The sequence below is a fragment of the Dorea acetigenes genome, from assembly GCF_025567385.1.
Lineage (GTDB): Bacteria > Bacillota > Clostridia > Lachnospirales > Lachnospiraceae > Claveliimonas > Claveliimonas acetigenes.
In genome coordinates this window covers 217,660-238,943 of the sequence record NZ_JAOQJU010000002.1, presented here as the reverse complement: position 1 = coordinate 238,943, position 21,284 = coordinate 217,660, and the positions used below count along the sequence as shown (strand labels likewise).

General features: G+C 42.0%; 28 protein-coding genes. 22 read left to right on the top strand and 6 right to left on the bottom strand.

Going from position 1 to position 21,284, the window contains the following annotated elements; all coding sequences use genetic code 11:
* Positions 1–126 precede the first annotated feature (126 nt).
* Together gltX and OCV99_RS03560 are read left to right on the top strand one after the other, a co-directional pair.
* Positions 127–1,590 carry a glutamate--tRNA ligase gene (gltX, locus tag OCV99_RS03565; RefSeq protein ID WP_158368240.1) on the top strand — a complete coding sequence of 488 codons (1,464 nt, stop codon included), beginning with the start codon at positions 127–129 and terminating at the stop codon, positions 1,588–1,590.
* Positions 1,591–1,593: 3 nt separating this feature from the next.
* A complete protein-coding gene (locus OCV99_RS03560; RefSeq protein WP_158368237.1) occupies positions 1,594–3,435 on the top strand; it encodes an ATP-dependent helicase in 1,842 nt (613 codons plus the stop codon).
* On the opposite strand, the gene OCV99_RS03555 is transcribed toward OCV99_RS03560, so the two are convergent.
* Positions 3,418–3,732: a DUF1292 domain-containing protein gene (locus OCV99_RS03555; RefSeq protein ID WP_158368234.1), complete on the bottom strand. Its 315-nt coding sequence runs from the start codon at positions 3,730–3,732 to the stop codon at positions 3,418–3,420. The two genes, OCV99_RS03560 and OCV99_RS03555, sit on opposite strands and share 18 nt — an antisense overlap.
* Positions 3,733–3,879: 147 nt before the next feature.
* On the opposite strand from OCV99_RS03555, the gene OCV99_RS03550 reads away from it, so the two are divergent.
* From OCV99_RS03550 to OCV99_RS03540, 3 genes are read left to right on the top strand one after another with little or no spacing between them, the layout of a single operon-like run.
* Positions 3,880–4,887: a sugar ABC transporter substrate-binding protein gene (locus OCV99_RS03550; protein WP_158368231.1), complete on the top strand. Its 1,008-nt coding sequence runs from the start codon at positions 3,880–3,882 to the stop codon at positions 4,885–4,887.
* Positions 4,888–4,929: 42 nt separating this feature from the next.
* Positions 4,930–6,654: an alpha-amylase family glycosyl hydrolase gene (locus OCV99_RS03545; RefSeq protein ID WP_158368228.1), complete on the top strand. Its 1,725-nt coding sequence runs from the start codon at positions 4,930–4,932 to the stop codon at positions 6,652–6,654.
* A 21-nt stretch (positions 6,655–6,675) separates the two neighbouring features.
* The gene (locus tag OCV99_RS03540) at positions 6,676–7,218 is read left to right on the top strand and encodes a DUF5662 family protein (protein WP_158368225.1); all 543 of its coding nucleotides are present in this window, start codon (positions 6,676–6,678) and stop codon (positions 7,216–7,218) included.
* Positions 7,219–7,253: 35 nt separating this feature from the next.
* Here OCV99_RS03540 and OCV99_RS03535 read toward each other — a convergent pair whose 3' ends face one another.
* Positions 7,254–7,733: an S-ribosylhomocysteine lyase gene (locus OCV99_RS03535; protein WP_158368222.1), complete on the bottom strand. Its 480-nt coding sequence runs from the start codon at positions 7,731–7,733 to the stop codon at positions 7,254–7,256.
* A gap of 212 nt (positions 7,734–7,945) precedes the next feature.
* Here OCV99_RS03535 and OCV99_RS03530 point away from each other — a divergent pair, with 212 nt between their 5' ends.
* Both OCV99_RS03530 and trpS read left to right on the top strand, forming a co-directional pair.
* Positions 7,946–8,584 carry a histidine phosphatase family protein gene (locus OCV99_RS03530; RefSeq protein ID WP_158368219.1) on the top strand — a complete coding sequence of 213 codons (639 nt, stop codon included), beginning with the start codon at positions 7,946–7,948 and terminating at the stop codon, positions 8,582–8,584.
* A 40-nt stretch (positions 8,585–8,624) separates the two neighbouring features.
* Positions 8,625–9,629 (top strand): tryptophan--tRNA ligase, encoded by a 1,005-nt coding sequence (trpS, locus tag OCV99_RS03525; protein ID WP_158368216.1) that lies wholly within the window; start codon positions 8,625–8,627, stop codon positions 9,627–9,629.
* Positions 9,630–9,709: 80 nt separating this feature from the next.
* On the opposite strand, the gene truA is transcribed toward trpS, so the two are convergent.
* Positions 9,710–10,444, bottom strand: coding sequence for a tRNA pseudouridine(38-40) synthase TruA (gene truA, locus OCV99_RS03520; protein ID WP_158368213.1), 735 nt, complete (start codon positions 10,442–10,444; stop codon positions 9,710–9,712).
* Positions 10,445–10,556: 112 nt separating this feature from the next.
* On the opposite strand from truA, the gene OCV99_RS03515 reads away from it, so the two are divergent.
* Entirely contained in the window at positions 10,557–11,036 is a 480-nt protein-coding gene (locus tag OCV99_RS03515) for an acyl-CoA thioesterase (protein WP_158368210.1), read from the top strand.
* Between the two features lie 9 nt (positions 11,037–11,045).
* Here the strand turns inward: OCV99_RS03515 and OCV99_RS03510 are convergent, their stop codons facing one another.
* From OCV99_RS03510 to OCV99_RS03500, 3 genes are all read right to left on the bottom strand, one after another.
* The gene (locus OCV99_RS03510) at positions 11,046–11,324 is read right to left on the bottom strand and encodes a hypothetical protein (RefSeq protein ID WP_158368209.1); all 279 of its coding nucleotides are present in this window, start codon (positions 11,322–11,324) and stop codon (positions 11,046–11,048) included.
* Positions 11,284–11,781, bottom strand: coding sequence for a hypothetical protein (locus OCV99_RS03505; protein WP_262574734.1), 498 nt, complete (start codon positions 11,779–11,781; stop codon positions 11,284–11,286). Before OCV99_RS03505 ends, OCV99_RS03510 begins: the two co-directional genes overlap by 41 nt.
* Positions 11,782–11,896: 115 nt before the next feature.
* On the bottom strand, positions 11,897–12,163 hold the full coding sequence (locus OCV99_RS03500; protein WP_158368203.1) for a chorion class high-cysteine HCB protein 13: 267 nt from the start codon (positions 12,161–12,163) through the stop codon (positions 11,897–11,899).
* A gap of 146 nt (positions 12,164–12,309) precedes the next feature.
* Between OCV99_RS03500 and ylxM the strand changes: the two genes are divergently transcribed.
* The 14 genes from ylxM to OCV99_RS03430 all read left to right on the top strand — a co-directional run bounded on the left by ylxM (position 12,310) and on the right by OCV99_RS03430 (position 21,279).
* A complete protein-coding gene (ylxM, locus tag OCV99_RS03495) occupies positions 12,310–12,654 on the top strand; it encodes a YlxM family DNA-binding protein (RefSeq protein ID WP_158368200.1) in 345 nt (114 codons plus the stop codon).
* A gap of 1 nt (position 12,655) precedes the next feature.
* The gene (gene ffh / locus OCV99_RS03490; RefSeq protein ID WP_158368197.1) at positions 12,656–14,017 is read left to right on the top strand and encodes a signal recognition particle protein; all 1,362 of its coding nucleotides are present in this window, start codon (positions 12,656–12,658) and stop codon (positions 14,015–14,017) included.
* A gap of 33 nt (positions 14,018–14,050) precedes the next feature.
* Entirely contained in the window at positions 14,051–14,296 is a 246-nt protein-coding gene (gene rpsP, locus OCV99_RS03485) for a 30S ribosomal protein S16 (RefSeq protein WP_158368194.1), read from the top strand.
* 24 nt (positions 14,297–14,320) lie between these two features.
* The gene (locus OCV99_RS03480) at positions 14,321–14,551 is read left to right on the top strand and encodes a KH domain-containing protein (protein WP_158368191.1); all 231 of its coding nucleotides are present in this window, start codon (positions 14,321–14,323) and stop codon (positions 14,549–14,551) included.
* A gap of 68 nt (positions 14,552–14,619) precedes the next feature.
* A complete protein-coding gene (gene rimM / locus OCV99_RS03475) occupies positions 14,620–15,126 on the top strand; it encodes a ribosome maturation factor RimM (protein ID WP_158368188.1) in 507 nt (168 codons plus the stop codon).
* 10 nt (positions 15,127–15,136) lie between these two features.
* Complete coding sequence (gene trmD / locus OCV99_RS03470; protein ID WP_158368186.1) at positions 15,137–15,895, top strand: tRNA (guanosine(37)-N1)-methyltransferase TrmD; 759 nt, start codon at positions 15,137–15,139, stop codon at positions 15,893–15,895.
* An 81-nt stretch (positions 15,896–15,976) separates the two neighbouring features.
* Positions 15,977–16,324 (top strand): 50S ribosomal protein L19, encoded by a 348-nt coding sequence (gene rplS, locus OCV99_RS03465; protein ID WP_158368184.1) that lies wholly within the window; start codon positions 15,977–15,979, stop codon positions 16,322–16,324.
* Between the two features lie 84 nt (positions 16,325–16,408).
* Positions 16,409–17,050, top strand: coding sequence for a signal peptidase I (gene lepB / locus OCV99_RS03460; protein ID WP_158368183.1), 642 nt, complete (start codon positions 16,409–16,411; stop codon positions 17,048–17,050).
* A 13-nt stretch (positions 17,051–17,063) separates the two neighbouring features.
* Complete coding sequence (ylqF, locus tag OCV99_RS03455; RefSeq protein ID WP_158368181.1) at positions 17,064–17,912, top strand: ribosome biogenesis GTPase YlqF; 849 nt, start codon at positions 17,064–17,066, stop codon at positions 17,910–17,912.
* A 32-nt stretch (positions 17,913–17,944) separates the two neighbouring features.
* Positions 17,945–18,514 (top strand): signal peptidase I, encoded by a 570-nt coding sequence (lepB, locus tag OCV99_RS03450; RefSeq protein WP_158368179.1) that lies wholly within the window; start codon positions 17,945–17,947, stop codon positions 18,512–18,514.
* The gene (locus OCV99_RS03445; RefSeq protein WP_158368178.1) at positions 18,507–19,169 is read left to right on the top strand and encodes a ribonuclease HII; all 663 of its coding nucleotides are present in this window, start codon (positions 18,507–18,509) and stop codon (positions 19,167–19,169) included. Before lepB (OCV99_RS03450) ends, OCV99_RS03445 begins: the two co-directional genes overlap by 8 nt.
* Positions 19,170–19,178: 9 nt before the next feature.
* On the top strand, positions 19,179–19,547 hold the full coding sequence (locus OCV99_RS03440; RefSeq protein ID WP_158368175.1) for a YraN family protein: 369 nt from the start codon (positions 19,179–19,181) through the stop codon (positions 19,545–19,547).
* Between the two features lie 8 nt (positions 19,548–19,555).
* Positions 19,556–20,404, top strand: coding sequence for a peptidoglycan editing factor PgeF (pgeF, locus tag OCV99_RS03435; protein ID WP_158368174.1), 849 nt, complete (start codon positions 19,556–19,558; stop codon positions 20,402–20,404).
* A gap of 5 nt (positions 20,405–20,409) precedes the next feature.
* Positions 20,410–21,279 (top strand): mechanosensitive ion channel family protein, encoded by an 870-nt coding sequence (locus OCV99_RS03430; RefSeq protein WP_158368172.1) that lies wholly within the window; start codon positions 20,410–20,412, stop codon positions 21,277–21,279.
* Positions 21,280–21,284: the final 5 nt, after the last annotated feature.

The following is a 21,284-nucleotide window of genomic DNA, read 5'->3' as shown; positions in this document are numbered from 1 at the left end:
ATGGAAGCAAAGACGGTTTAAAAAAGGTTGATTGTCATAACGCAATTTGTTAAAATAGAATTTGTGTCAATATAAAATTTTTGAATATCAAATTAGATAAAATGAAAGAGGAAGTGGAGAAGAGCCATGAGTAAAGTAAGAACGAGATTTGCTCCAAGCCCTACCGGGCGGATGCATGTGGGAAATTTGAGAACTGCGTTGTATGCTTATTTAATTGCAAAGCATGAGGGCGGCGATTTTATGCTTAGGATTGAAGATACCGACCAGGAACGATTCGTGGAAGGGGCTTTGGAAATTATCTATAGGACATTGGAAAAGACAGGACTGATTCACGATGAAGGACCGGATAAGGACGGAGGTGTTGGCCCTTATGTCCAGAGCGAGAGGAATGCATCAGGTCTTTATCTGAAATATGCGAAGCAGTTGATTGAGCAGGGAGATGCTTATTACTGTTTCTGTGATAAAGAAAGGCTTGATTCTCTGAAGAGCAAAGTGTCTGAAGAGGGCGGTACAGAAATCGTGGTATATGATAAGCACTGTCTGCACCTTAGCAAAGAGGAAGTGGAAGCGAATCTCGCGGCAGGGAAGCCCTATGTTATCCGTATTAATATGCCTACTGAGGGAACCACTACATTTCACGATGATATTTATGGTGATATTACTGTTCCCAATGCGGAATTAGATGATATGATTTTGATTAAATCTGACGGTTATCCTACCTATAATTTTGCAAATGTAATTGACGATCATCTGATGGGAATTACCCATGTAGTAAGAGGAAATGAATATCTTTCATCAGCGCCAAAGTATAACCGGCTTTATGAGGCGTTTGGCTGGGAAGTGCCCGTATATGTACATTGTCCGCTGATTACGGATGAGAACCACAAGAAGCTGAGTAAACGCTGCGGCCATTCTTCTTATGAAGATCTGCTGGAACAAGGATTTGTATCAGAGGCAATCGTGAATTATGTGGCGCTTCTGGGATGGTGCCCGCCCGATAACAGAGAAATATTTTCTTTAGAGGAACTGGTGGAAGCCTTTGATTACCGTCATATGAGCAAGTCTCCGGCAGTATTTGATATTGTGAAGCTGAAATGGATGAATGGGGAATATCTGAAGGCGATGGGTTTTGATAAGTTCTATGCCATGGCAGAGAAGTATATCAAAGAAGTTGTCTCAAAGGATTATGATCTGAAAAAGATTGCGTCGCTTGTAAAGACGAGAATTGAGATATTCCCGGATATCAGAGAGCAGATAGATTTCTTTGAAGAACTGCCGGAATATGATACGGCGATGTATTGCCATAAGAAAATGAAGACCAATGAAGAAACATCGCTGGAAGTTTTAAAAGACGTACTGCCGCTTTTAGAATCACAGGAAGATTACAGTAATGATGCATTGTATGCAGTTCTGAAAAAGTATGTAGATGAGAAAGGATGCAAGATTGGCTATGTTATGTGGCCGGTCAGAACGGCAGTTTCAGGCAAGCAGAATACCCCCGGCGGCGCTACGGAGATTATGGAAGTGCTGGGAAGAGAGGAATCTGTCCGCCGCATCCGCAGAGGAATCGAATTATTAGAAGCGAGGTAATTTATGCGTCTGAATATGGCACAGCAAAAGGCGGCCAGACATTTTAAGGGTCCATGTATGGTTCTTGCCGGACCGGGTTCGGGGAAAACGCTTACAATTGCAAGTAGAATAAAGTGTTTGATTAAAGAGTATAAAGTAAGGCCAGAAGAAATTCTGGTCATTACTTTTACCAGGGCTGCATCTTATGAAATGCAGCAAAGAACCAAAAGCATTATGGAGGGCGCCGGTTATCCGGTGACTTTTGGCACATTCCATGGTGTGTATTATGGAATCCTGAAATGGGCGTACGGACTGACTTCTGCCAATATCCTGACGGAAGAGGAGAAATACCAGATGATACGGCAGATACTGGATTCCCCTGACCTGGAGATGGACATGGATATTCAGGATGAGCAGGACTATATCAGGGATATACTGTCAGAAATCAGCAGAGTGAAGAATAATGGCATAGATATTCATGCCTGGAAGTCAGAGACCTGTGGGGAGAGTTTCGGCGGTGTGTTTAAAATGTATGAAGCCGTCAGAAAAAAACGAAGAAAGATTGATTTTGATGATATGCTGGTCTTATGCCTGGATCTGTTTCGGCGAAGACCAGATATTTTGGAGAAATGGCAGAAGAGGTTTCGGTTTATTTTGGTAGATGAATTCCAGGATGTAAACAGAGTCCAATATGAGGTGTTAAAGCTTCTGGCGTTTCCGGAGAATAATCTTTTTGTAGTAGGTGATGATGACCAGTCCATTTATGAATTCCGCGGGGCAAGCCCGGAAATCATGCTTCGCTTCAAGGAACAGTATCCGGACGCAGAACAGATTTTACTGGATATAAATTATCGTTCCAGTTCGAATATATTGAATGGAGCGCTGCGTGTAATTGAACATAATCATAGCCGGTACCGTAAGAAAATTGTGACAGAAAAAGAAAGCGGCGATTGCGTGCATGTACAGGAGTTGAAAAATGCAGGCGAAGAGGGAAGATATGTTATTGATGAAATCAGAAAACTGATAAAGGGAGGCATAGCGTTTTCTCAGATTGCCGTATTATACCGGACGAATATTGATGCGAGGGTTCTTGCGGGAATGATGATGGAAGAGAAGATTCCTTTCCGGATGAAAGAATATATCAGCAATATATATGATCATTTCATTGCACGGAATATAAAAAGTTATTTTTATCTGATACTAGGCAGGAGAGACCGCAGATATTTCTTTGATATTATGAATTGCCCGAAAAGGTATATCAGTAGAGAGAGTCTGGAGAAAACAGAGGGGTCTTTTGAAGAAATGCGGAGATTTTACTGTGATAAAGACTGGATGCAGGATAGAATCGATCAGTTTGAATGGGATATACAGATGATGGAGCAAAAAACTCCTTTTGCAGCTATCCGGTACATACGTAAGAGGATAGGGTATGATGAATATTTAAAAGAGTATGCAAAATCTCATCGTATGAATGAAGAAGATTTATTTGAAATTCTTTCTGAAATTGAAGAAAAGGCAAAAGAATTCCGGACCATAGAAGAATGGTTCGATTACGTGGAACAATATACAATGGCGTTAAAGATGCAGAAAGAAAAGGAAAAAAAGGTGCAAGATGCCGTGTCCCTGATGACGATGCATGGGGCGAAAGGGCTGGAATTCGATGCGGTTTTCATGATACAGAGCAATGAAGGCATTATTCCATACAAAAAAGCAAAGATGGATGAAGAGATTGAAGAGGAGAGAAGGATGTTCTATGTCGGCATGACCAGAGCAAGGCAGAAGCTGGTAATCAGTTATATAAAAGAAAAAAACGGGAAGGCTGTGGAACCCTCCCGCTTTGTCAGCGAATTACTCGTCAGAAGCTAATTCTTCAAACTCCTGTTCATCCATCCATTCATCGAAAGCATCTGCGGCGATCTCGTATTCATCGTCATCCAGAATGTTCTCCAGTTCGGGTTCATTCGGATTGGTGTCAATAAAACGGTAAAGATACACATCTCCATCTTCGGATTCGCCTTCTTCGTTTAACGGAAGAAGAGCAATGTATTTGTGCCCGTCCACCTCGTAGATGGTAAGGATGGCGCATTCAACAGTTTCATCGTTATCTAGTGTAAGAGTAACGGTTGCAATGTCCTGTTCAGAATAATTGTCGTGTTCGCTCATAGAATAATCTCCTTTGCTGATTTTGATAGTTTAACTGTATCAGAGGAAACAGAGAAAAGCAAGAGATGTACTGGTAAAAGTGAGAGAAATATAGTAAAATAATTGTAAATATGTGTATGAAAAAATTGTACACAGGGAGGCAAGAGTATGAGAAAGAGAATGGTGAGAGCATTTACCTTAATACTCATTGGCATTTTCTTATTAAGCGGCTGTAAGAAGACAGTCGGAACTCCGGAAGACAATCCGATTACAGAAGAGGATGAGGAGGAAGAGACAAAAGAGGATGAAAGTGAGATGCTTAAATTTGGATTTAGTGCCATAGATATGGAGAATCCGTATTTTATCACTTTGGCGAGTGCGATTGAAGAAGTGATGGATGAAAATGGCTGTGAGATGATTGTGAAAGATCCCGGCAGTGATGCCGACAGCCAGGCAGACCAGATTGAGGAGATGATTAAAGAAGGAATTCAGGCTATTTTCATCAGCCCGGTAGATTGGGAGAAGATAACGCCGTCACTGCAGAAGCTTAAAGACGCTGGCGTTAAGGTTATCAATATAGATACGCAAGTAAAGGAAATGGATTATGTGGATGCGTATATTGGCTCTGATAATAAAAAGGCAGGATATATTTGTGGGCAGGATTTGGTGGAGAAGCAGCCGGAAGGCGGTAAAGTGCTGATTCTGGAATGCCCGACACAAAACTCTATCAATGACAGAATTACAGGATTTGAGGAGGCAATTGCGGCTGCGGAGAATGGATTTGAAGTAGTGGAGAGAGCAGATACAAATGGGGAATTTGAGGTTGCGATGGAAGTGACAACGAAGATTCTGGAAGAACATCCGGAAATAGATGTTATCATGTGCGGCAATGATCAGATTGCTGTCGGCGCGAAAACGGCAGTAAATGTGCTTGATATGAAGGATGTACTTATTTATGGAGTAGATGGTTCTCCTGACATAAAAAAAGAATTGAAAAAATCGGATAACCAGATTGCGGGAACGGCAGCGCAGTCGCCGATCAATATGGGTAAGAGGGCTGCGGAAGTGGGGATTCATATGCTGCGGGGAGAAGATTATGAAAAAGAAATATATGAAGATGTGTTTATGATTAATGAAGAAAATGTAGATATGTATGGAGTTGACGGTTGGCAATAGGCAGAGTGGCTTAATGAATGGATTAGGCGGGAAGGATTAGGCATGAAGAAGATACAGGGACAACCATTACCGTTAGGTGTGACAATCAGAGAGAGAAATATTAATTTTTCAATGACAGTTCCAAAAGGAAAGGAATGTCAGCTTTTACTCTATAAGAAAGGGAAAAGTGTTCCATATGTCTCCTATGAGATGAAAGAAGAGGATGCTGTAGGCGAGGTGCGTTTTCTGACAATAACAGATATTGAACCGGGAAAATACGAGTATAATTATCTGATTGATGGTGAAGTTGTTTTGGATCCCTATGTGAAAGCACTTGCAGGAAGAAGGCAATGGAATCATCCCCGGGATATACAGAAGCATGAAGTAAGAGGAATCCTCCGTCATGAGGAATTTGACTGGGAAGGCGATTCTCAGCTTCATATACCATATCATAAGGTAATTGCTTATAGTCTGCATGTAAGAGGTTTTACGAAACATCCATCGTCCAGAGTGAAGTATAAAGGGACATTTGCCGGAGTTATAGAGAAAATCCCTTATCTGCAGGAACTTGGGATTAATCAGATACATTGTATGCCAGTGTATGAATTTGAAGAATGTCAGAAATATACGAATTACTGGGGGTATGGTCCGGCCTGCTTTTTTGCTCCGAAGAGCGCTTATGCGGCAGGACTAGACGCGATCGGAGAGCTGAAGGATATGGTGAAGGCATGTCATCGGGCAGGCATAGAAGTGATACTGGAGATGCCTTTTACTGCGGAAACATCCCGCCAGATAATCAGTGATTGTCTTCGGTATTATATGATGGAATACCATATTGATGGATTCATTATAAATCCGTTTGTTGTATCAATGGAAGAAATCCATGCAGATCCTATTCTGAAATCTACGAAAATATTGAAGCATCAGGAATTTTTCCAGAATGCTATGCGGCGATTCCTGAAGGGCGATGAAGGTATGGTCGGCGAGGTGATTTATTGGTTGAGGCATCATTCGGCGGAAGAAGGTATTTACAATTATATTGCGAACCATACAGGGTTTACATTAAATGATTTGGTGTCTTATGACAGCAAACATAATGAAGCCAATGGTGAGAACAACTATGACGGCCCGGATTATAATTACAGCTGGAACTGTGGGGCAGAAGGTCCCAGCCGGAAGAGGGCGGTTACTGCTCTCCGCAGGAGACAGATCAGGAATGCGTTTTTCCTTGTGCTGCTTGCACAGGGAATCCCTTGTATTCTTGCCGGAGATGAATTTGGGAATACCCAGAAGGGGAATAATAATGTATATTGCCAGGACAATCCGGTGGGGTGGCTGGATTGGAATCAGAAGGAAAAGGAACGAGAATTATTCGCTTTTGTAAAAGAATTAATAGCGTTTCGTAAGGAGCATCCTGTCTTAAGCCAGGAATCAGAGTTGCAGGGGATGGACAGGCTCAGATGCGGGATACCGGATGTGTCTTATCATGGAATGTATGCCTGGCGGGAGCCTATAGAAGTAGCAAGCAGACAGCTTGGCGTGTTTTATTGTGGGGCGGTTGCAGATGACTGCGACTGTTTTGTGGCGTATAATATGCATTGGCTGGAGCATTCTTTTGCGCTTCCGGCTCCGGCAAAGGGGAAAAGATGGTACAAGATAGCCAGTACGGATGAGGGGATTATGAACGAGCCGGTACGCTTTGAAGAACAGAGAGAGACCGTTCTTTCAGAAAGGACGATTGCAGTTTTTATAAGCGCCTCTGAGAAGACAGAAGCGGTTTCCGGATAACAGGGGAATGGAGTTTGAAAAATGAAAGCATGGCAACACTTTTGTACAATTAATCATCACAAAATGCTGGTTATGAAATCCTGTTTCCGCGTGGGGTTATACAGACAGGGATTACTTCATGATATGTCAAAATATTCTCCTTCAGAGTTCTTGGTAGGGTGTCGGTATTACCAGGGGGACCGAAGCCCTAACAATGCAGAACGGGAGATTAAGGGATATTCTGCGGCATGGCTTCATCATAAGGGCAGAAATAAACATCACTACGAATATTGGATTGATTACGGACTGGGGAAAGATGAAGGAATTGTCGGCATGAAAATGCCGGTAAAATATGTAGTAGAAATGTTTATGGATCGTATTGCAGCATCAAAGACTTATCAGAAGGAAAATTATACAGATGCACATCCACTTATGTACTATGAACAGGGGGCGGCAAAGCTGGGTTCCATGATACATAAGGATACAGCGGCGCTTCTTCATAAATTGCTGAAAATGCTTGCTGAAGAAGGGGAAGATAAAACATTTGCATATATACGCAAGAACGTATTAAAAAAAGGATTCTGATGCCGGAATCCCTTTTTTAATATGTTTTGCTTCGCTTAGTGAGGATAAATCAGGCGGTCTTCCGTTATGTTTTCCAGGACATCTGTCAGGAATTTACGGGCAAGATATTTCGCCATGGGAAGGTTCATATCCAGATAGTTTCCACAATCTTTTGCACAGGCTCCGGGGATATCGCCCTCAAAATCTGCCATGAAGGAAAACATTTCCCGGCAAAGCCCTACAATATCCTTTGATTCATACTTGCCGGCAAGGAGCAGATAGAAGCCGGTCCGGCAGCCCATCGGTCCAAAGTAGATGATTTTCTCGCCGTAAATCTTGTGGTTTCTGAGGAAGGTCGCTCCAAGGTGTTCGAGGGTATGAACTTCGGCAGTGTTCATAACAGGCTCCTCATTGGGGCAGGTCATACGGATGTCGAAAGTGGTAATAGTTTCATTCCCGACAAAATCCTGTCTCGAGACGTAGACACCCGGCTGTAATTTCAAATGGTCTATAGTAAAACTGGTTATTTTTTGCATTTTTATGCTCCTTTCATAGTGCTCCACAGACCGGATTTGAAATCCAATATATCTTCTTGCGTGCAAGCACGACGAATCCATATTGGAATTCAAATCGGCTGTGAATGGTAACTTCTTTTTTGATATTGTATCATTTTTTTCTGCAATTTGCTATGAAAAGTATAGAAAGATATGCTACAATGGGTGATATGAAAATAGAAGGAGGCTTTGGCATGAAGTTATATTTTGTCAGGCACGGAGAGACTGACTGGAATAAAGCGAGAAAAATCCAGGGACAGGTAGACATTCCTTTGAATGAATTTGGGAGAATGCTTGCGAAAAAAACGGCAAAAGGGCTTGCAGATATTCCTTTTACTGTCTGCTATACCAGCCCCATGGGACGTGCGAAGGAGACCGCAGAGCTGATTCTTGCGGGCAGAGATGTGCCGATTGTGATAGATGAAAGAATTGTAGAGATGGGATTTGGAGAGTATGAGGGAAAGTGCTGTTCCAAAAAAGGATGGGAACTTCCGGATAATTTCCATTGTTTTTTTACAGATCCGGTAAATTATATCGCGCCGAAAGGCGGAGAAGGCTTTGCTGATGTAAAGAAAAGGACAGGTGATTTTCTGGAAGAGCTTTATCAGAAAGAAGAGTACAAGGATAGTAATATCCTGATTACAACGCATGGCGCGGCGCTTGCCGGATTGCTGAACAATATCAAGAAGCGGTCGCTTGCAGAATACTGGGGCGTTGGCGTGCATAAGAACTGCGCTGTAACAGAGGTTCTTGTGGAAGAAGGCGTCCCCAGGATTATTTTTGAGAATAAGGTTTACTATGATGATGTGACAGAACCATGGGAAGATCTTTAGACTATTTGGAAAATGTACATAGATAATGGAGGATAATGAGATGATTAATGACAAAAAGGTATTATTTAGCGGAATGCAGGCAACTGGTAATCTTACGCTTGGCAATTATCTGGGAGCGCTGAAAAACTGGGTAACATTAAGTGACGAGTATGAGTGCTTCTATAGTGTGGTAGACATGCATTCTATAACGGTAAGACAGGATCCCGCAACCCTGAGAAAGCGTGCAAGAGCGCTTCTCACTCTTTATATTGCAGCGGGGCTGGATCCGGAGAAGAACTGTATTTATTATCAATCGCATGTATCAGGCCATGCAGAGCTTGCATGGATTTTGAACTGTTTTACTTATATGGGAGAACTGAACCGGATGACACAATTTAAGGATAAAGCTGCGAAACATGCAGATAATATCAATGCCGGGCTTTTTACTTATCCGGTTCTGATGGCGGCGGATATCCTTCTGTATCAGGCAGATGTTGTCCCGGTTGGTATCGATCAGATGCAGCATCTTGAGCTTACCCGCGATATTGCTGAGAGATTCAATAATATTTATGGGGATGTATTTACCATCCCGGAGGCGTATATCGGAAAGGTGGGGGCAAAGATTATGAGTCTTCAGGATCCATCTAAGAAAATGTCTAAATCAGATGAGAATCCCAATGCAAGTATTTATCTGATGGATGATCCGGATACGATTATGCGGAAATGTAAGCGTGCTGTGACGGACTCACAGGCACAGATATTATACCGGGATGAGCAGCCGGGTGTGAAGAACCTGATTGACATTTACAGTGCATGTACAGGCATGAAGCCGGATGAAGTTGTCAAAGAATTTGACGGCAAGGGCTACGGAGAATTCAAGCTGGCAGTAGGCGAGGCGGTAGTATCCGTTCTTCGTCCTCTTCAGGAAGAGGTGGCGCGCTTGAATAAAGATAAAGCTTATATTGATGGGATTATTAAGGAAAATGCGGAAAAAGCAGGATATTATGCCAATAAGACTCTGCGTAAGGTGCAGAAAAAAGTAGGTTTCCCGGAAAGAATCCGTTAGCAGATGAGATAACATATAGCAGGCAGAATGCCGAATCAACGAAGACTGCCTGCTATTGATATACCTGACGGCATGCGTTCTTAATAGATGATTTCCTGGAGGTACAGACCTTTGGGATCGCAGGGGGCGCTTGGAAGCAGCTTGCCGGCGAAAATGCCTTCGATGTCTTCCTTGGGCCTGGTGCCCATGCCGATTTCTAAAAGAGTTCCTACAATCAGGCGCTGCATATTGTGAAGGAAGTCATTGGCATGAATGGTAATCAGCATTTCTTCACAATCACCATAAATATCAATGTCATAGATCACTTTTTCTGTTGATTTGCTTTGCTTGGAAGAAGAGAAGTTTTTAAAATCATGGTTACCTACAAGCAGCAGTGCGGCTTGTTTCATGGCTGATATGTCTGGTGTACGGAAGCAATGATAAGTATATTTGCGCTCAAATACACTGGGGACATCGTCTATTGTCATCCGATAAACGTATATCTTTGATTTTGCATTCAGGCGGGCGTGGAAACGCTCAGAGACCTCTTCTACGTTGGTTATAGCGATATCCATGGGAAGATAGCGGTTGAGATAATGCTTAATATCAGAAACCGTTTTGTCGGTATTGGTTTTAAAGTTTGCAATCTGTGCATAGGCATGGACACCGGATTCTGTACGCATTCCGCAGAATAACTCGATGGTTTCGCCGGTCATTTTTTCGATGACCTCGGTGATTTTATTAGAAATTGTATTGGAAGATTCGTTTTTTCCAAGACGGGTCCAGCCCTGATAACGGCTGCCGTCGTATTCAATTGTAAGTTTTATATTTCGCATAAGAGTCACACTCCTGATATTTTAGTTAGATTTCTTATAGTATAGCAGATGTTTGTATAGGCTGTCCAGCGGACAGAAATTGAAATAATAAGAAAATGTGGAGGAATATTGTATGTTAGTGGAGAGCAGAAAGGTATCCGATTCTATTGTTGAGACGGTACACATGATAAGACCGAATCATTTGAATTCCGCAGGCCGCCTTTTTGGCGGGATGCTAATGCAGTGGATGGACGAAATTGCAGGGATTGTTGCCAAGAGGCATACCCGGATGAATGTGATTACTGCATCTATTGATAATCTCAGGTTTTTAAAGGGTGCATATCAGAGAGATATCGTTATTATCATAGGAAAGATTACTTATGTTGGGAAAACTTCTATGGAAGTTAAGGTGGATTCCTATGTCGAACACCCGGAGACAGGAGAAAGGACATTGATTAATCGGGCGTATTTTACGATGGTGGCGTTGGATGTTAACGACCGGCCGACGCTTGTTCCGAGGTTGGAGCTTACTACAGATGAGGAAAGAGAAGAGTGGGAGAAGGCTGAGAAACGAAGAGAGATGCGGAAAATGCGGAAAGAGGAAGGATTTTGATTTCCTTCCTCATTTCTTTTTCATATATGTGGTTACCATTCGAACCATATTGTCAATTTGCAGTTTCTCTTCCGTAGTTTTTCCCTCTTTCAAGATTTCCAGAATCAGGGAAATTTCTTCGGATGTAAACTGGATTCCTTTCTTATTGGCAGAAGCAATCAGCGCCATCATGACTGTTGCAAGGGAATTCCCTTTTTTCCCGGAAGTCTGCGCGGCTGCGGTTTTAATCAGCTCCAGCTTGACAGGGTCAATGGTTTTCATTGCTGGATGATTCATCCATTCGTTCATATTCCTCAGATCCTTTCTTAGTGTTATTTTCGGTATCTTGATAGTCGTCATCATCAGGATTGCCTGTAAACATGTTCATCATGTCCATCATACCGGACAGATCACCCATTTGAGAGAAATCTGGCATATCCATATTTTGCATCATATTCATTATGTTCATGGCAGAAAGGATGGAATCGAGTGTCTCGGCATCCTTTCCAATATAGGGTCTTAAGTCTTCCAAAATATCTATTGGTGAGGAAGTTTCTTTTCTAAAGGAATCTTTGCTGTGTCCCCGGCCGGAAGGATTAAAGTAGCGAATGGTATTCTGCAGTTCGGAAAATTTAATAAAAAAAGCAAGAAAACGCTGATAAAAGTCAGGAATATAGGGGAGCAGAAGCTTCATCATCTGTAGCTCGGAGGATGTAACAAGAATATCAAACGGTGTCATGGGAAGCGGCGGATGTTTCTCCATCAAACCCCACCTTCCGTAGCGTTATAACCATGTATATGAAAATAGATGGAGATTTATGAAAAACGAATAAAGTAAAACGCAGGGATACCATAAAAGGTATCCCTGTATGCCATTATAACTAGCATCCACAACCGCATCCGCAGTCATTGCCATTTCCGAAACCGCCGCAGCAGAAGAGAAGCAGGATAATCCAGATACAGCTATTATTGCCACAGCCGCATCCACAGTCATTGCCGCGTCCGAAGCCGCCGCAGCAGAAGAGAAGCAGGATAATCCAGATACAACTGTTGTTGCCGAAGCCACATCCACATCCACAATCCATGCTGCGTCCACAGCCTCCGTTAGATTCACAGCCACATCCGCAGTTTGATGATAAGTCACCCATAAAATTGCCTCCAAAATTGTTTGTTTACACTATATAGTATGTGAAACCTGCAAATGTGTTCCGAATGAAAGAAAAAAATTAAGGTGTCAAGAAAAAATACTTGACACCTCATGGCTTTTAGTATATGATTACACAGGTGAGAAATGATGAATGAAATTTTAGAACAAGCCTTACTATTTGATTTTTATGGGGAGCTTCTTACAGAGCATCAAAAAGAGATTTACGAACAATTTGTGTTGGAGGATCTGTCGCTGGGTGAGATTGCGAAGGAGACAGGAATCAGCCGGCAGGGAGTTTATGATCTGATTAAGCGCTGTAATAAGATATTGCAGGAATATGAAGAGAAGCTTCATTTAGTGGAAAAGTTTTTGAAAATTAAGAGTAAGGTTCATCAGATTGATTCCATATTGAATGATTATCAGGAAACGGACAGCCGGAAGATGGCAGAAGAGATCCGAAAGATTTCTGGTGAAATTATAGAGGAGTTATAGAATGGCATTTGACAGTTTGACAGAGAAGCTTCAGAATATTTTTAAAAATCTAAGAAGCAAAGGACGTTTGACGGAAGACGATGTAAAGGAAGCATTGAAGGAAATCAAGCGTGCGCTTTTGGCGGCGGATGTCAGCTTTAAGGTCGTTAAGGATTTTATAAAGAATGTTCAGGAACGGGCGGTAGGGCAGGATGTGATGAATGGCCTGAATCCCGGGCAGATGGTGATTAAGATTGTAAATGAAGAACTTGTGAAGTTGATGGGTTCTGAGACGACGGAGATTAAGCTTCAGCCCGGAAGCGCTGTTACGGTAATTATGATGGCTGGTCTTCAGGGTGCTGGTAAGACAACTACAACTGCGAAGCTGGCAGGAAAATACAAATTAAAAGGTAAGAAACCGCTTCTTGTCGCATGTGATGTGTACCGTCCTGCGGCAATCAAACAGCTGCAAGTCAATGGAGAGAAGCAGGGAGTGGAAGTGTTCTCTATGGGAGAAAATCACAGACCTGCCAATATTGCAAAAGCTGCCTTGGAACATGCGCAGAAAAATGGGAACAATATCGTAATTCTGGATACTGCCGGGCGTCTTCATATTGACGAGGATATGATGGCTGAACTTCAGGAAATCAAAGAGACGGTCACGGTGCATCAGACGATTTTGGTTATTGATGCTATGACCGGTCAGGATGCAGTAAATGTTGCGGCCGATTTTAATAACAAGATAGGTATTGACGGAGTCATCATTACGAAGCTTGACGGTGATACCAGAGGCGGTGCTGCGCTATCAGTAAAGGCTGTGACAGGAAAGCCAATCCTGTACGTTGGTATGGGTGAGAAATTATCTGATTTGGAGCAGTTTTATCCAGATAGAATGGCGTCCCGTATTCTTGGTATGGGCGATGTGCTGACGTTGATTGAGAAGGCAGAAGCACAAATTGATGATGAAAAAGCAAGACAGATGAGTCAGAAACTTAAAAAGGCTCAGTTTGATTACGAAGATTTCCTGGAAAGTACACAGCAGATGAAGAATATGGGTGGCCTTTCCAATATTATGAATATGCTGCCGGGTATAAGCGGCATGGGAGGTATGGGAAAGAAAGGGATGCAGATTAATGAGGAGCAGACCGAGCTTGCAGAAAAAAGTATGGCGCGTATGGAGGCAATGATTTATTCTATGACTCCGGAAGAACGCAGAAATCCGGATCTGATGAATCCGTCCAGGAAGCATCGTATTGCAAAAGGTGCAGGAGTTGATATCAGCGAAGTGAACCGAATGGTTAAGCAATTTGAAAATATGAAAAAGATGATGAAGAAAATGGGAAACATGGGTGGTAAAAAGGGAAAATTCAGATTACCTTTTTAACATATAGATTAAAATAATATGGAGGTGAATAAAATGGCAGTAAAAATCAGATTAAGAAGAATGGGACAGAAGAAGGCTCCTTTCTATAGAATCGTTGTAGCTGATTCCAGGTCTCCGAGAGACGGCAGATTCATTGAAGAGATTGGTACTTACGATCCGAATCAGGATCCAAGCGTATTTTCAGTAGATGAAGAAGCAGCTAAGAAGTGGTTGAACAATGGCGCACAGCCTACAGAAGTAGTTGGAAAGATTTTCAAAGCAGCTGGCATTGAAAAATAGTAGTCTTGCGGAGGTGCGCATATTATGAAAGATTTAGTGGAAGTCATTGTGAAAGCATTGGTAGACGATCCGGACGGTGTTGTTGTGACAGAACGTCAGGATGGGCGAACTACGGTTGTTGAAGTAAAGGTAACAGAATCCGATATGGGGAAGGTTATTGGCAAGCAGGGAAGAATTGCAAAAGCAATTCGTTCCGTAGTAAAAGCTGCTGCTGCTAAGGATGACAAGAAAGTGATTGTAGATATCGCTGGATAGTGAAAAGCTGTCACAAAGCTTTCGGGTTTTGCGGCAGCTTTTTGTATATAACATGACAGGAGAAATATATGGAGACAAGACTGCAGGTAGGGATTATTTCTTCTACTCACGGTATCCGTGGAGAAGTGAAGGTGTTCCCTACAACAGATGATGCAAATCGTTTTAAAAACCTTAAGAAAGTTTATCTGAATACGGGAAAAGAGCAGATTCCTTGTGAAGTACAACATGTAAAATTTTTTAAGCAGTTTGTGATTGTTAAGTTCAAAGGAATTGATAATATAAACGATATAGAGATGTATAAAGGCAGCAGCCTTTTGGTTGACAGGGAAGATGCGGTGCCTTTGGAAGAGGATGAGTATTATATTGCTGATATGCTGGGAATGGAAGTGTATACAGAAGATGGAGAAAAATTGGGCATTCTGAAAGATGTGATAGAAACAGGAGCCAATGATGTGTATGTTATTGCTTCGGAGAAATATGGAGAGGTGCTGGTTCCGGCAATTAAACAATGCATTTTAGATGTAGATATGGAACAGGGTAGAATGGAGATTCATCTGCTGGATGGATTAATATAGGAGCAGAGTTATGAAGTTTTATATTATGACACTATTTCCCGACATGGTTTTGCAGGGACTTAACACCAGTATTATTGGCAGAGCTATGGATAAGGGGATTCTATCAATAGAGGCTGTTAATATCAGAGATTATGCGTTCAATAAGCATAACAGTGTAGATGATTATCCCTACGGAGGCGGAGCGGGGATGTTGATGCAGGCAGAACCCGTATATCAGGCATATAAAGCAATTGAAAAGAAAAAGACGGCAGAGCAAAGCCCCAGAGTTATCTGTCTTTCCCCCCAGGGAAGAACCTTTAGCCAGGGAATGGCAGAAGAACTGGCGGGTGAGGAAGAACTCATATTTTTGTGCGGACATTATGAAGGGATTGACGAAAGAGTCCTGGAGGAAATTGTAACGGATTATGTATCCATCGGCGATTATATTTTGACCGGCGGTGAGCTTCCGGCAATGATTATGGTAGATGCCATATCCAGGTTGGTTCCGGGCGTCCTTCACAATGATGTATCGGCGGAATTTGAGAGTTTCCAGGACAGTCTGCTGGAATATCCGCAGTATTCCAGACCGGAGATATGGCATGATAAAAAAGTCCCGGAGGTATTGTTGTCCGGACATCATGCGAATATTGAAAAATGGCGGAGAGAACAGTCAGTTATCCGGACAGCCAGAAACCGTCCGGATTTATTAGAGAAAGCAGCACTTACAGAAAAAGAGAAAGAACTGGCAGAAAAGTTCTTGCAACCTGAAGATAACTGTGATAACATATAACTTGTTGTGGAATGAAAAGAGATGGTCCTCTGGTACAGTATAATGTATTAAGAACATCCGATAAAATAAGGAGGTTACACAATGAACGAAATTATTAAGAACATTGAAGCTGAGCAGCTCAAAGAAAATGTGTCAGCATTCCGTGTTGGCGATACCGTAAAGGTATATGGCAAAATCAAAGAAGGAAATCGTGAAAGAATTCAGGTGTTTGAGGGTACTGTCCTTAAAAAACAGGGCGGAAGTTCAAGAGCTACTTTCACGGTAAGAAAGATTTCCAATGGTGTAGGTGTTGAAAAGACATGGCCGCTTCACTCACCAAATGTAGAAAAGGTTGAAGTTGTGCGTAGAGGTAAAGTAAGAAGAGCGAAGCTTAATTATTTAAGAAAACGTGTTGGTAAGGCTGCTAAGGTAAAAGAATTAGTAAAATAGTAAAAAGGGTGAGGAAGGGACAATACATATCATGTATATTGTCCCTTTTCCTGCTTTCATAAGAATTAATAAAGGGCAACCATTATGGATAAAAGGAAAATCAATAGTAAACGCAGAGCGAAAAAAAGAGCACAGAAATTAAAGAAGCTGCAGCGAATGCAGAAAAAACAGAAGAAGCAGATAAAGCTGAATTTGCGAATGTTAAAGCAGATCGGTTCGTGGGTTGTAAAGATAGGGATTGTTTGTCTGTTGGCATTTGTCTTTGTATGGTATTTCGGGCAGCAGATTAGTACGGTTGGAGATTCTATGAATCCGGTACTCAGCAATGGAGATGTGGTGTTGGTAAATCGGATTGTATATGATGCTACATCGCCGAAACGTGGAGATATTATTGTATTTAAACCGAAAGGAAATGAAAATTCCCATTATTATACAAAACGGATTATAGGTCTTCCGGGTGAGACTCTGGAGATTATTGAAGGTTCAGTTTATATTGATGGAGAGAGGCTGGAAGAAGACTACGAGACAACAGAGATTAAAGATGTAGGGATTATAACAGAAAAGATGAAGCTTGATGGGGATGAATATTTTGTGCTTGGGGATAACAGAGAGAACAGTGAGGATAGCCGTATGGCAGATGTAGGGACTGTAAAAAGGTCATATATATACGGAAAAGCCTGGTTCGTGGTGTCGCCTTGGAAGCATTTTGGATTTATAAAAGATTAACAGGAGGAGAAGTATGCATTTTCAGTGGTATCCCGGACATATGACGAAGGCAAAGCGTATGATGCAGGAAAATATAAAATTGATAGATTTGGTGATAGAGCTTGTGGATGCAAGAGTGCCCATAAGCAGCAGAAATCCTGACATTGATGATTTGGGAAGAAATAAGGCAAGGATGATTCTTCTGAACAAGGCAGATCTTGCTGAAGAGAGATGGAATGATGCCTGGGTCGATTATTTTAAGGAAAAAGGATTCTCTGTGGTGAAAGTAGATTCCAGAAAAGGCAGCGGTATGAAAAACATTCATTCCGTTATACAGGAAGCTTGCAGAGAAAAGATAGAAAGGGACCGGAGAAGAGGAATTTTGAATCGTCCTGTGAGGGCAATGGTGGTGGGAATTCCCAATGTAGGGAAATCTACATTTATTAATTCACTGGCTGGTAAAGCATGTGCAAAAACCGGGAATAAACCGGGAGTTACAAAGGGAAAACAGTGGATACGACTGAATAGGAATGTAGAACTTTTGGATACTCCCGGAATACTGTGGCCGAAATTTGAGGATCAGCAGGTTGGACTCCGTCTGGCGTTCATTGGTTCTATTAAGGATGAAATCCTCAACGGTGAGGAGCTTGCCGCGGAATTTATTTTATTTATGGGAAAGAATTACCCTGGCGTGCTTGCAGAGAAATATGCGATAGAAGAGATGGAAGATCCTTATGCTGTTCTGGCAGAGATTGCCGAAAGCAGGCATTGCCTTATAAGAGGAAATGAATTAGATACGAATAAGGCCGCTTCACTTCTTTTGGATGATTTTAGAAATGGAAGGATTGGACGGATGACACTGGAATACCCGGTGCAGATGTGATATGATGAATTAGCAGGAAAGGGGCGAGAAATATGGCGGAACGTACTAAAAAGCGAGAAGGAGAGACTAGCATTATAAGAGAATTATTAGGATGGATTGTGTATATCATTATTATTATAGCTTTGACTTATCTGATTGTAACCTATATCGGACAGAGGACAAGCGTCCAGGGTTCATCCATGGAGACTACATTAAGCGATGGAGATAATCTGATTGTAGATAAAATTTCTTATCGTTTCCGTGATCCATCCAGATATGATATTATTGTATTCCCCTATCAGTATGAGGAAGATACATACTATATTAAGAGGATCATCGGTCTTCCGGGCGAGACAGTCCAGGTGAAAGATGGGGCGGTATATATTAATGATGAACTCCTGGAAAGTGATATATATGGCAGGGAGCCTATGAATGATCCGGGGATTGCCGCAGAGCCTATTACCTTGGGAGAAGATGAGTATTTTGTGTTGGGTGATAATCGAAATAACAGTTCAGACAGCAGAAGCCCGAGTGTAGGTGTTCTTCACAGAGAAGATTTAATCGGAAGAGCCTGGGTGAGAATCTATCCATTTAGTAAAATGGGAGTTATCAAACATGAATAAGCGCGAAGAAGAAAAAAGAAGGCGCCGGGAAGAAAAACTACAAAAAGAAATTGCCCGCACAGAAGCTATGAGTGTTTATGAGAAAAAATATGGAAGCTATCTGGCAATCTGCGGGATTGATGAAGTAGGCAGGGGACCGCTTGCAGGGCCGGTTGTGGCAGGTGCGGTCATCCTGCCTAAAAATCATCAGATACTGTATCTGAATGATTCCAAAAAGCTGTCTGAAAAAAAGAGAGAAGAACTTTTTGCTGTTATTATGAAAGAAGCAGTGGCGACAGGAATTGGGATGGTGAGTCCGGCAAAGATAGATGAGATTAATATTCTGCAGGCAACTTATGAAGCAATGCGTCTTGCGATTGCCGATCTGGGTACAGAACCCGATCTTCTGCTGAATGATGCGGTGACGATTCCCGGGGTTCCCTATAGGCAGATACCGATTATAAAAGGAGACGCTCAAAGTGTATCTATAGCGGCTGCAAGCATTATAGCCAAGGTTACGAGAGATCGTCTGATGGTAGAGTATGATAAAGTCATACCAGGTTATGAGTTCGCGAAAAACAAAGGTTATGGCACGAAAGCGCATATTGCGGCATTAAAGGAGCTAGGACCATCACCTATTCACAGAGCAACATTTATTAAAAATTTTGTCGACTGATGGAGGAATATGGAAGGAAATAAACGAAAAACAGGAGCAGCGTATGAAAAACTTGCCGGAAAATATCTGGAAGGGCAGGGGTACCAAATACTGGAATATAATTTTCGCTGCCCGGCGGGTGAGATTGATATTATTGCCCGGGATGGAGAATATCTGGTATTTTGTGAAGTAAAGTACCGCAGAGATTCCCGAAAAGGGACACCGGCAGAGGCAGTTACCCGCGCTAAGCAGAAAACGATCTCTAAATGCGCCCTGTTCTATATGATGATGAAAGGGCATGACAATGTGCCTTGCAGATTTGATGTTGTGGAAATTAGCGGAACAAAGGGAAAAGAAAGTGTGAGAATCATAAAAAATGCATTTGATTACGCAGAATAGGAGGTTATATGAGTCTGGGATTACGATATAAAAATAATGACCTTGTCTTGGAAGAAAGAGAGGTAAACGGTGTGCCTTTTTTAAGTTATCCGCTGCTTGATGGAACCGGATGTGTGCTGCACGGCTTCTCCACAAGACTTGGGGGTGTCAGCGAAGGGCACTGTAAAACGATGAATATCAGTACGAAGAGAGGAGACAAGCCGGAAGCTGTGGAAGAAAACCGCAGAAGGATAGCTGCCGCAATTGGCGTAGAGCCGGACAGGATGGTTTATACACAGCAAACCCATACAACGAACGTGGTTGTAGTACATGCCGGGGACGAAGGCAGGACTTTTGAAGAAACAGATGGAATGATTACCAATGTTCCAGGTATCTGTCTGGTTACTTTCTATGCAGACTGTGTGCCCTTGTATTTCGTGGATCCGGTAAAAAAAGTAATTGGGTTAAGCCATTCCGGATGGCGGGGAACGGTTGGCAAGATGGCAAAAGTAACGGTGGAGCGTATGACCGAAGAATATGGAACGAGGCCGGAAGACATTGTTGCTGCTATTGGACCTTCCATTTGTCAGGACTGTTATGAAGTAAGTGAGGATGTTATTGCCCAGTTTCAGGAAAATTATGATAAGAAATATTGGGACAAGCTATATTATGCCAAAGGAAATGGCAAATATCAGCTAAATCTGTGGAAAGCAAATGAAATTAATTTTCTTGAGTCGGGAATTTTAAAAGAACATATAGCGGTAACCAATGTGTGCACATGCTGTAATCCGGATATATTATTTTCCCATAGAGTGCTTGGATGGGAGAGAGGAAATTTAAGCGCATTTCTTGCATTAAAAGAGAATAAAAGGAGTTAATCTTTATGGATACAACGGAAATTACGGAAGAAACAACAAAAGAGGTGAATGCTTTTTTACAGCAGCTCCAGAATCATTCGCCATCTCTTATCAATATGGGGATAAAAGTGGTAGTGTCCCTGGTAGTATTTTTTGTTGGGCGAATTCTCATTAATTGGTTTCGCAGGATTGTCAGAAAGGCTTTTGAGCGCTCTAAGATAGATGTAGGCGTGGCGCAATTTATTGATTCTTTATTAAAAATTGTTTTGTATGTGCTTTTGATTATTTCTATAGCTACGAATTTGGGAGTTGATACGGCGTCGGTTGCAGCGGTTATAGCATCTGCAGGTGTGGCAATTGGTCTTGCCCTGCAGGGAAGCTTGTCAAATTTTGCTGGTGGTGTGTTGATTTTATTGCTGAAACCTTTTGTTGTGGGCGATTATATTATTGAGGATACTTGTAAGAATGAGGGTACGGTAAAAGAAATACAGCTTTTTTATACAAAGCTTACTACAATTGACAACAGAACAATTGTTATTCCGAACGGCACGCTGGCGAATAACAGTTTGACAAATGTGACAGATAAGGATGAGCGGAGGCTGGATCTTAAAATAGGTATTTCCTACGAAGCGGATTTGAAAGAAGCTAAAAAAATTATTGCAAAGCTTTTGGAGAAGGAAGCAAGAATCAGGACAGACAAGGAAATTTTAATTTTTGTAGACGAATTGGCGGCAAGTGCAGTGGTGTTGGGAGTGCGTGCCTGGGTGAAGACAGAAGATTTTTGGGACGTAAAATGGAAATTTCTGGAAGATGTAAAGCAGGAAATGGATTCTGCGGGAATCGAAATTCCTTATCAGCAGGTGGCAGTCCATATGTGTCAGCCGACAGAAAAGTAAAAAAA

Excerpts from the sequence above, each read along its gene's own strand:
- trmD (WP_158368186.1), top strand. The coding sequence starts at position 15,137 with ATGAAGTTTTATATTATGACACTATTTCCCGACATGGTTTTGCAGGGA.
- pgeF (WP_158368174.1), top strand. The coding sequence starts at position 19,556 with ATGAGTCTGGGATTACGATATAAAAATAATGACCTTGTCTTGGAAGAA.
- OCV99_RS03560 (WP_158368237.1), top strand. The coding sequence starts at position 1,594 with ATGCGTCTGAATATGGCACAGCAAAAGGCGGCCAGACATTTTAAGGGT.
- OCV99_RS03545 (WP_158368228.1), top strand. The coding sequence starts at position 4,930 with ATGAAGAAGATACAGGGACAACCATTACCGTTAGGTGTGACAATCAGA.
- OCV99_RS03430 (WP_158368172.1), top strand. The coding sequence starts at position 20,410 with ATGGATACAACGGAAATTACGGAAGAAACAACAAAAGAGGTGAATGCT.
- truA (WP_158368213.1), bottom strand. The coding sequence starts at position 10,444 with ATGCGAAATATAAAACTTACAATTGAATACGACGGCAGCCGTTATCAG.
- rplS (WP_158368184.1), top strand. The coding sequence starts at position 15,977 with ATGAACGAAATTATTAAGAACATTGAAGCTGAGCAGCTCAAAGAAAAT.
- OCV99_RS03440 (WP_158368175.1), top strand. The coding sequence starts at position 19,179 with ATGGAAGGAAATAAACGAAAAACAGGAGCAGCGTATGAAAAACTTGCC.
- OCV99_RS03445 (WP_158368178.1), top strand. The coding sequence starts at position 18,507 with ATGAATAAGCGCGAAGAAGAAAAAAGAAGGCGCCGGGAAGAAAAACTA.
- OCV99_RS03510 (WP_158368209.1), bottom strand. The coding sequence starts at position 11,324 with ATGAACGAATGGATGAATCATCCAGCAATGAAAACCATTGACCCTGTC.
- lepB (WP_158368179.1), top strand. The coding sequence starts at position 17,945 with ATGGCGGAACGTACTAAAAAGCGAGAAGGAGAGACTAGCATTATAAGA.
- OCV99_RS03555 (WP_158368234.1), bottom strand. The coding sequence starts at position 3,732 with ATGAGCGAACACGACAATTATTCTGAACAGGACATTGCAACCGTTACT.
- ylqF (WP_158368181.1), top strand. The coding sequence starts at position 17,064 with ATGCATTTTCAGTGGTATCCCGGACATATGACGAAGGCAAAGCGTATG.
- OCV99_RS03480 (WP_158368191.1), top strand. The coding sequence starts at position 14,321 with ATGAAAGATTTAGTGGAAGTCATTGTGAAAGCATTGGTAGACGATCCG.
- ylxM (WP_158368200.1), top strand. The coding sequence starts at position 12,310 with ATGAATGAAATTTTAGAACAAGCCTTACTATTTGATTTTTATGGGGAG.
- OCV99_RS03515 (WP_158368210.1), top strand. The coding sequence starts at position 10,557 with ATGTTAGTGGAGAGCAGAAAGGTATCCGATTCTATTGTTGAGACGGTA.
- OCV99_RS03530 (WP_158368219.1), top strand. The coding sequence starts at position 7,946 with ATGAAGTTATATTTTGTCAGGCACGGAGAGACTGACTGGAATAAAGCG.
- OCV99_RS03500 (WP_158368203.1), bottom strand. The coding sequence starts at position 12,163 with ATGGGTGACTTATCATCAAACTGCGGATGTGGCTGTGAATCTAACGGA.
- OCV99_RS03550 (WP_158368231.1), top strand. The coding sequence starts at position 3,880 with ATGAGAAAGAGAATGGTGAGAGCATTTACCTTAATACTCATTGGCATT.
- rpsP (WP_158368194.1), top strand. The coding sequence starts at position 14,051 with ATGGCAGTAAAAATCAGATTAAGAAGAATGGGACAGAAGAAGGCTCCT.
- lepB (WP_158368183.1), top strand. The coding sequence starts at position 16,409 with ATGGATAAAAGGAAAATCAATAGTAAACGCAGAGCGAAAAAAAGAGCA.
- OCV99_RS03535 (WP_158368222.1), bottom strand. The coding sequence starts at position 7,733 with ATGCAAAAAATAACCAGTTTTACTATAGACCATTTGAAATTACAGCCG.
- OCV99_RS03540 (WP_158368225.1), top strand. The coding sequence starts at position 6,676 with ATGAAAGCATGGCAACACTTTTGTACAATTAATCATCACAAAATGCTG.
- ffh (WP_158368197.1), top strand. The coding sequence starts at position 12,656 with ATGGCATTTGACAGTTTGACAGAGAAGCTTCAGAATATTTTTAAAAAT.
- trpS (WP_158368216.1), top strand. The coding sequence starts at position 8,625 with ATGATTAATGACAAAAAGGTATTATTTAGCGGAATGCAGGCAACTGGT.
- rimM (WP_158368188.1), top strand. The coding sequence starts at position 14,620 with ATGGAGACAAGACTGCAGGTAGGGATTATTTCTTCTACTCACGGTATC.
- gltX (WP_158368240.1), top strand. The coding sequence starts at position 127 with ATGAGTAAAGTAAGAACGAGATTTGCTCCAAGCCCTACCGGGCGGATG.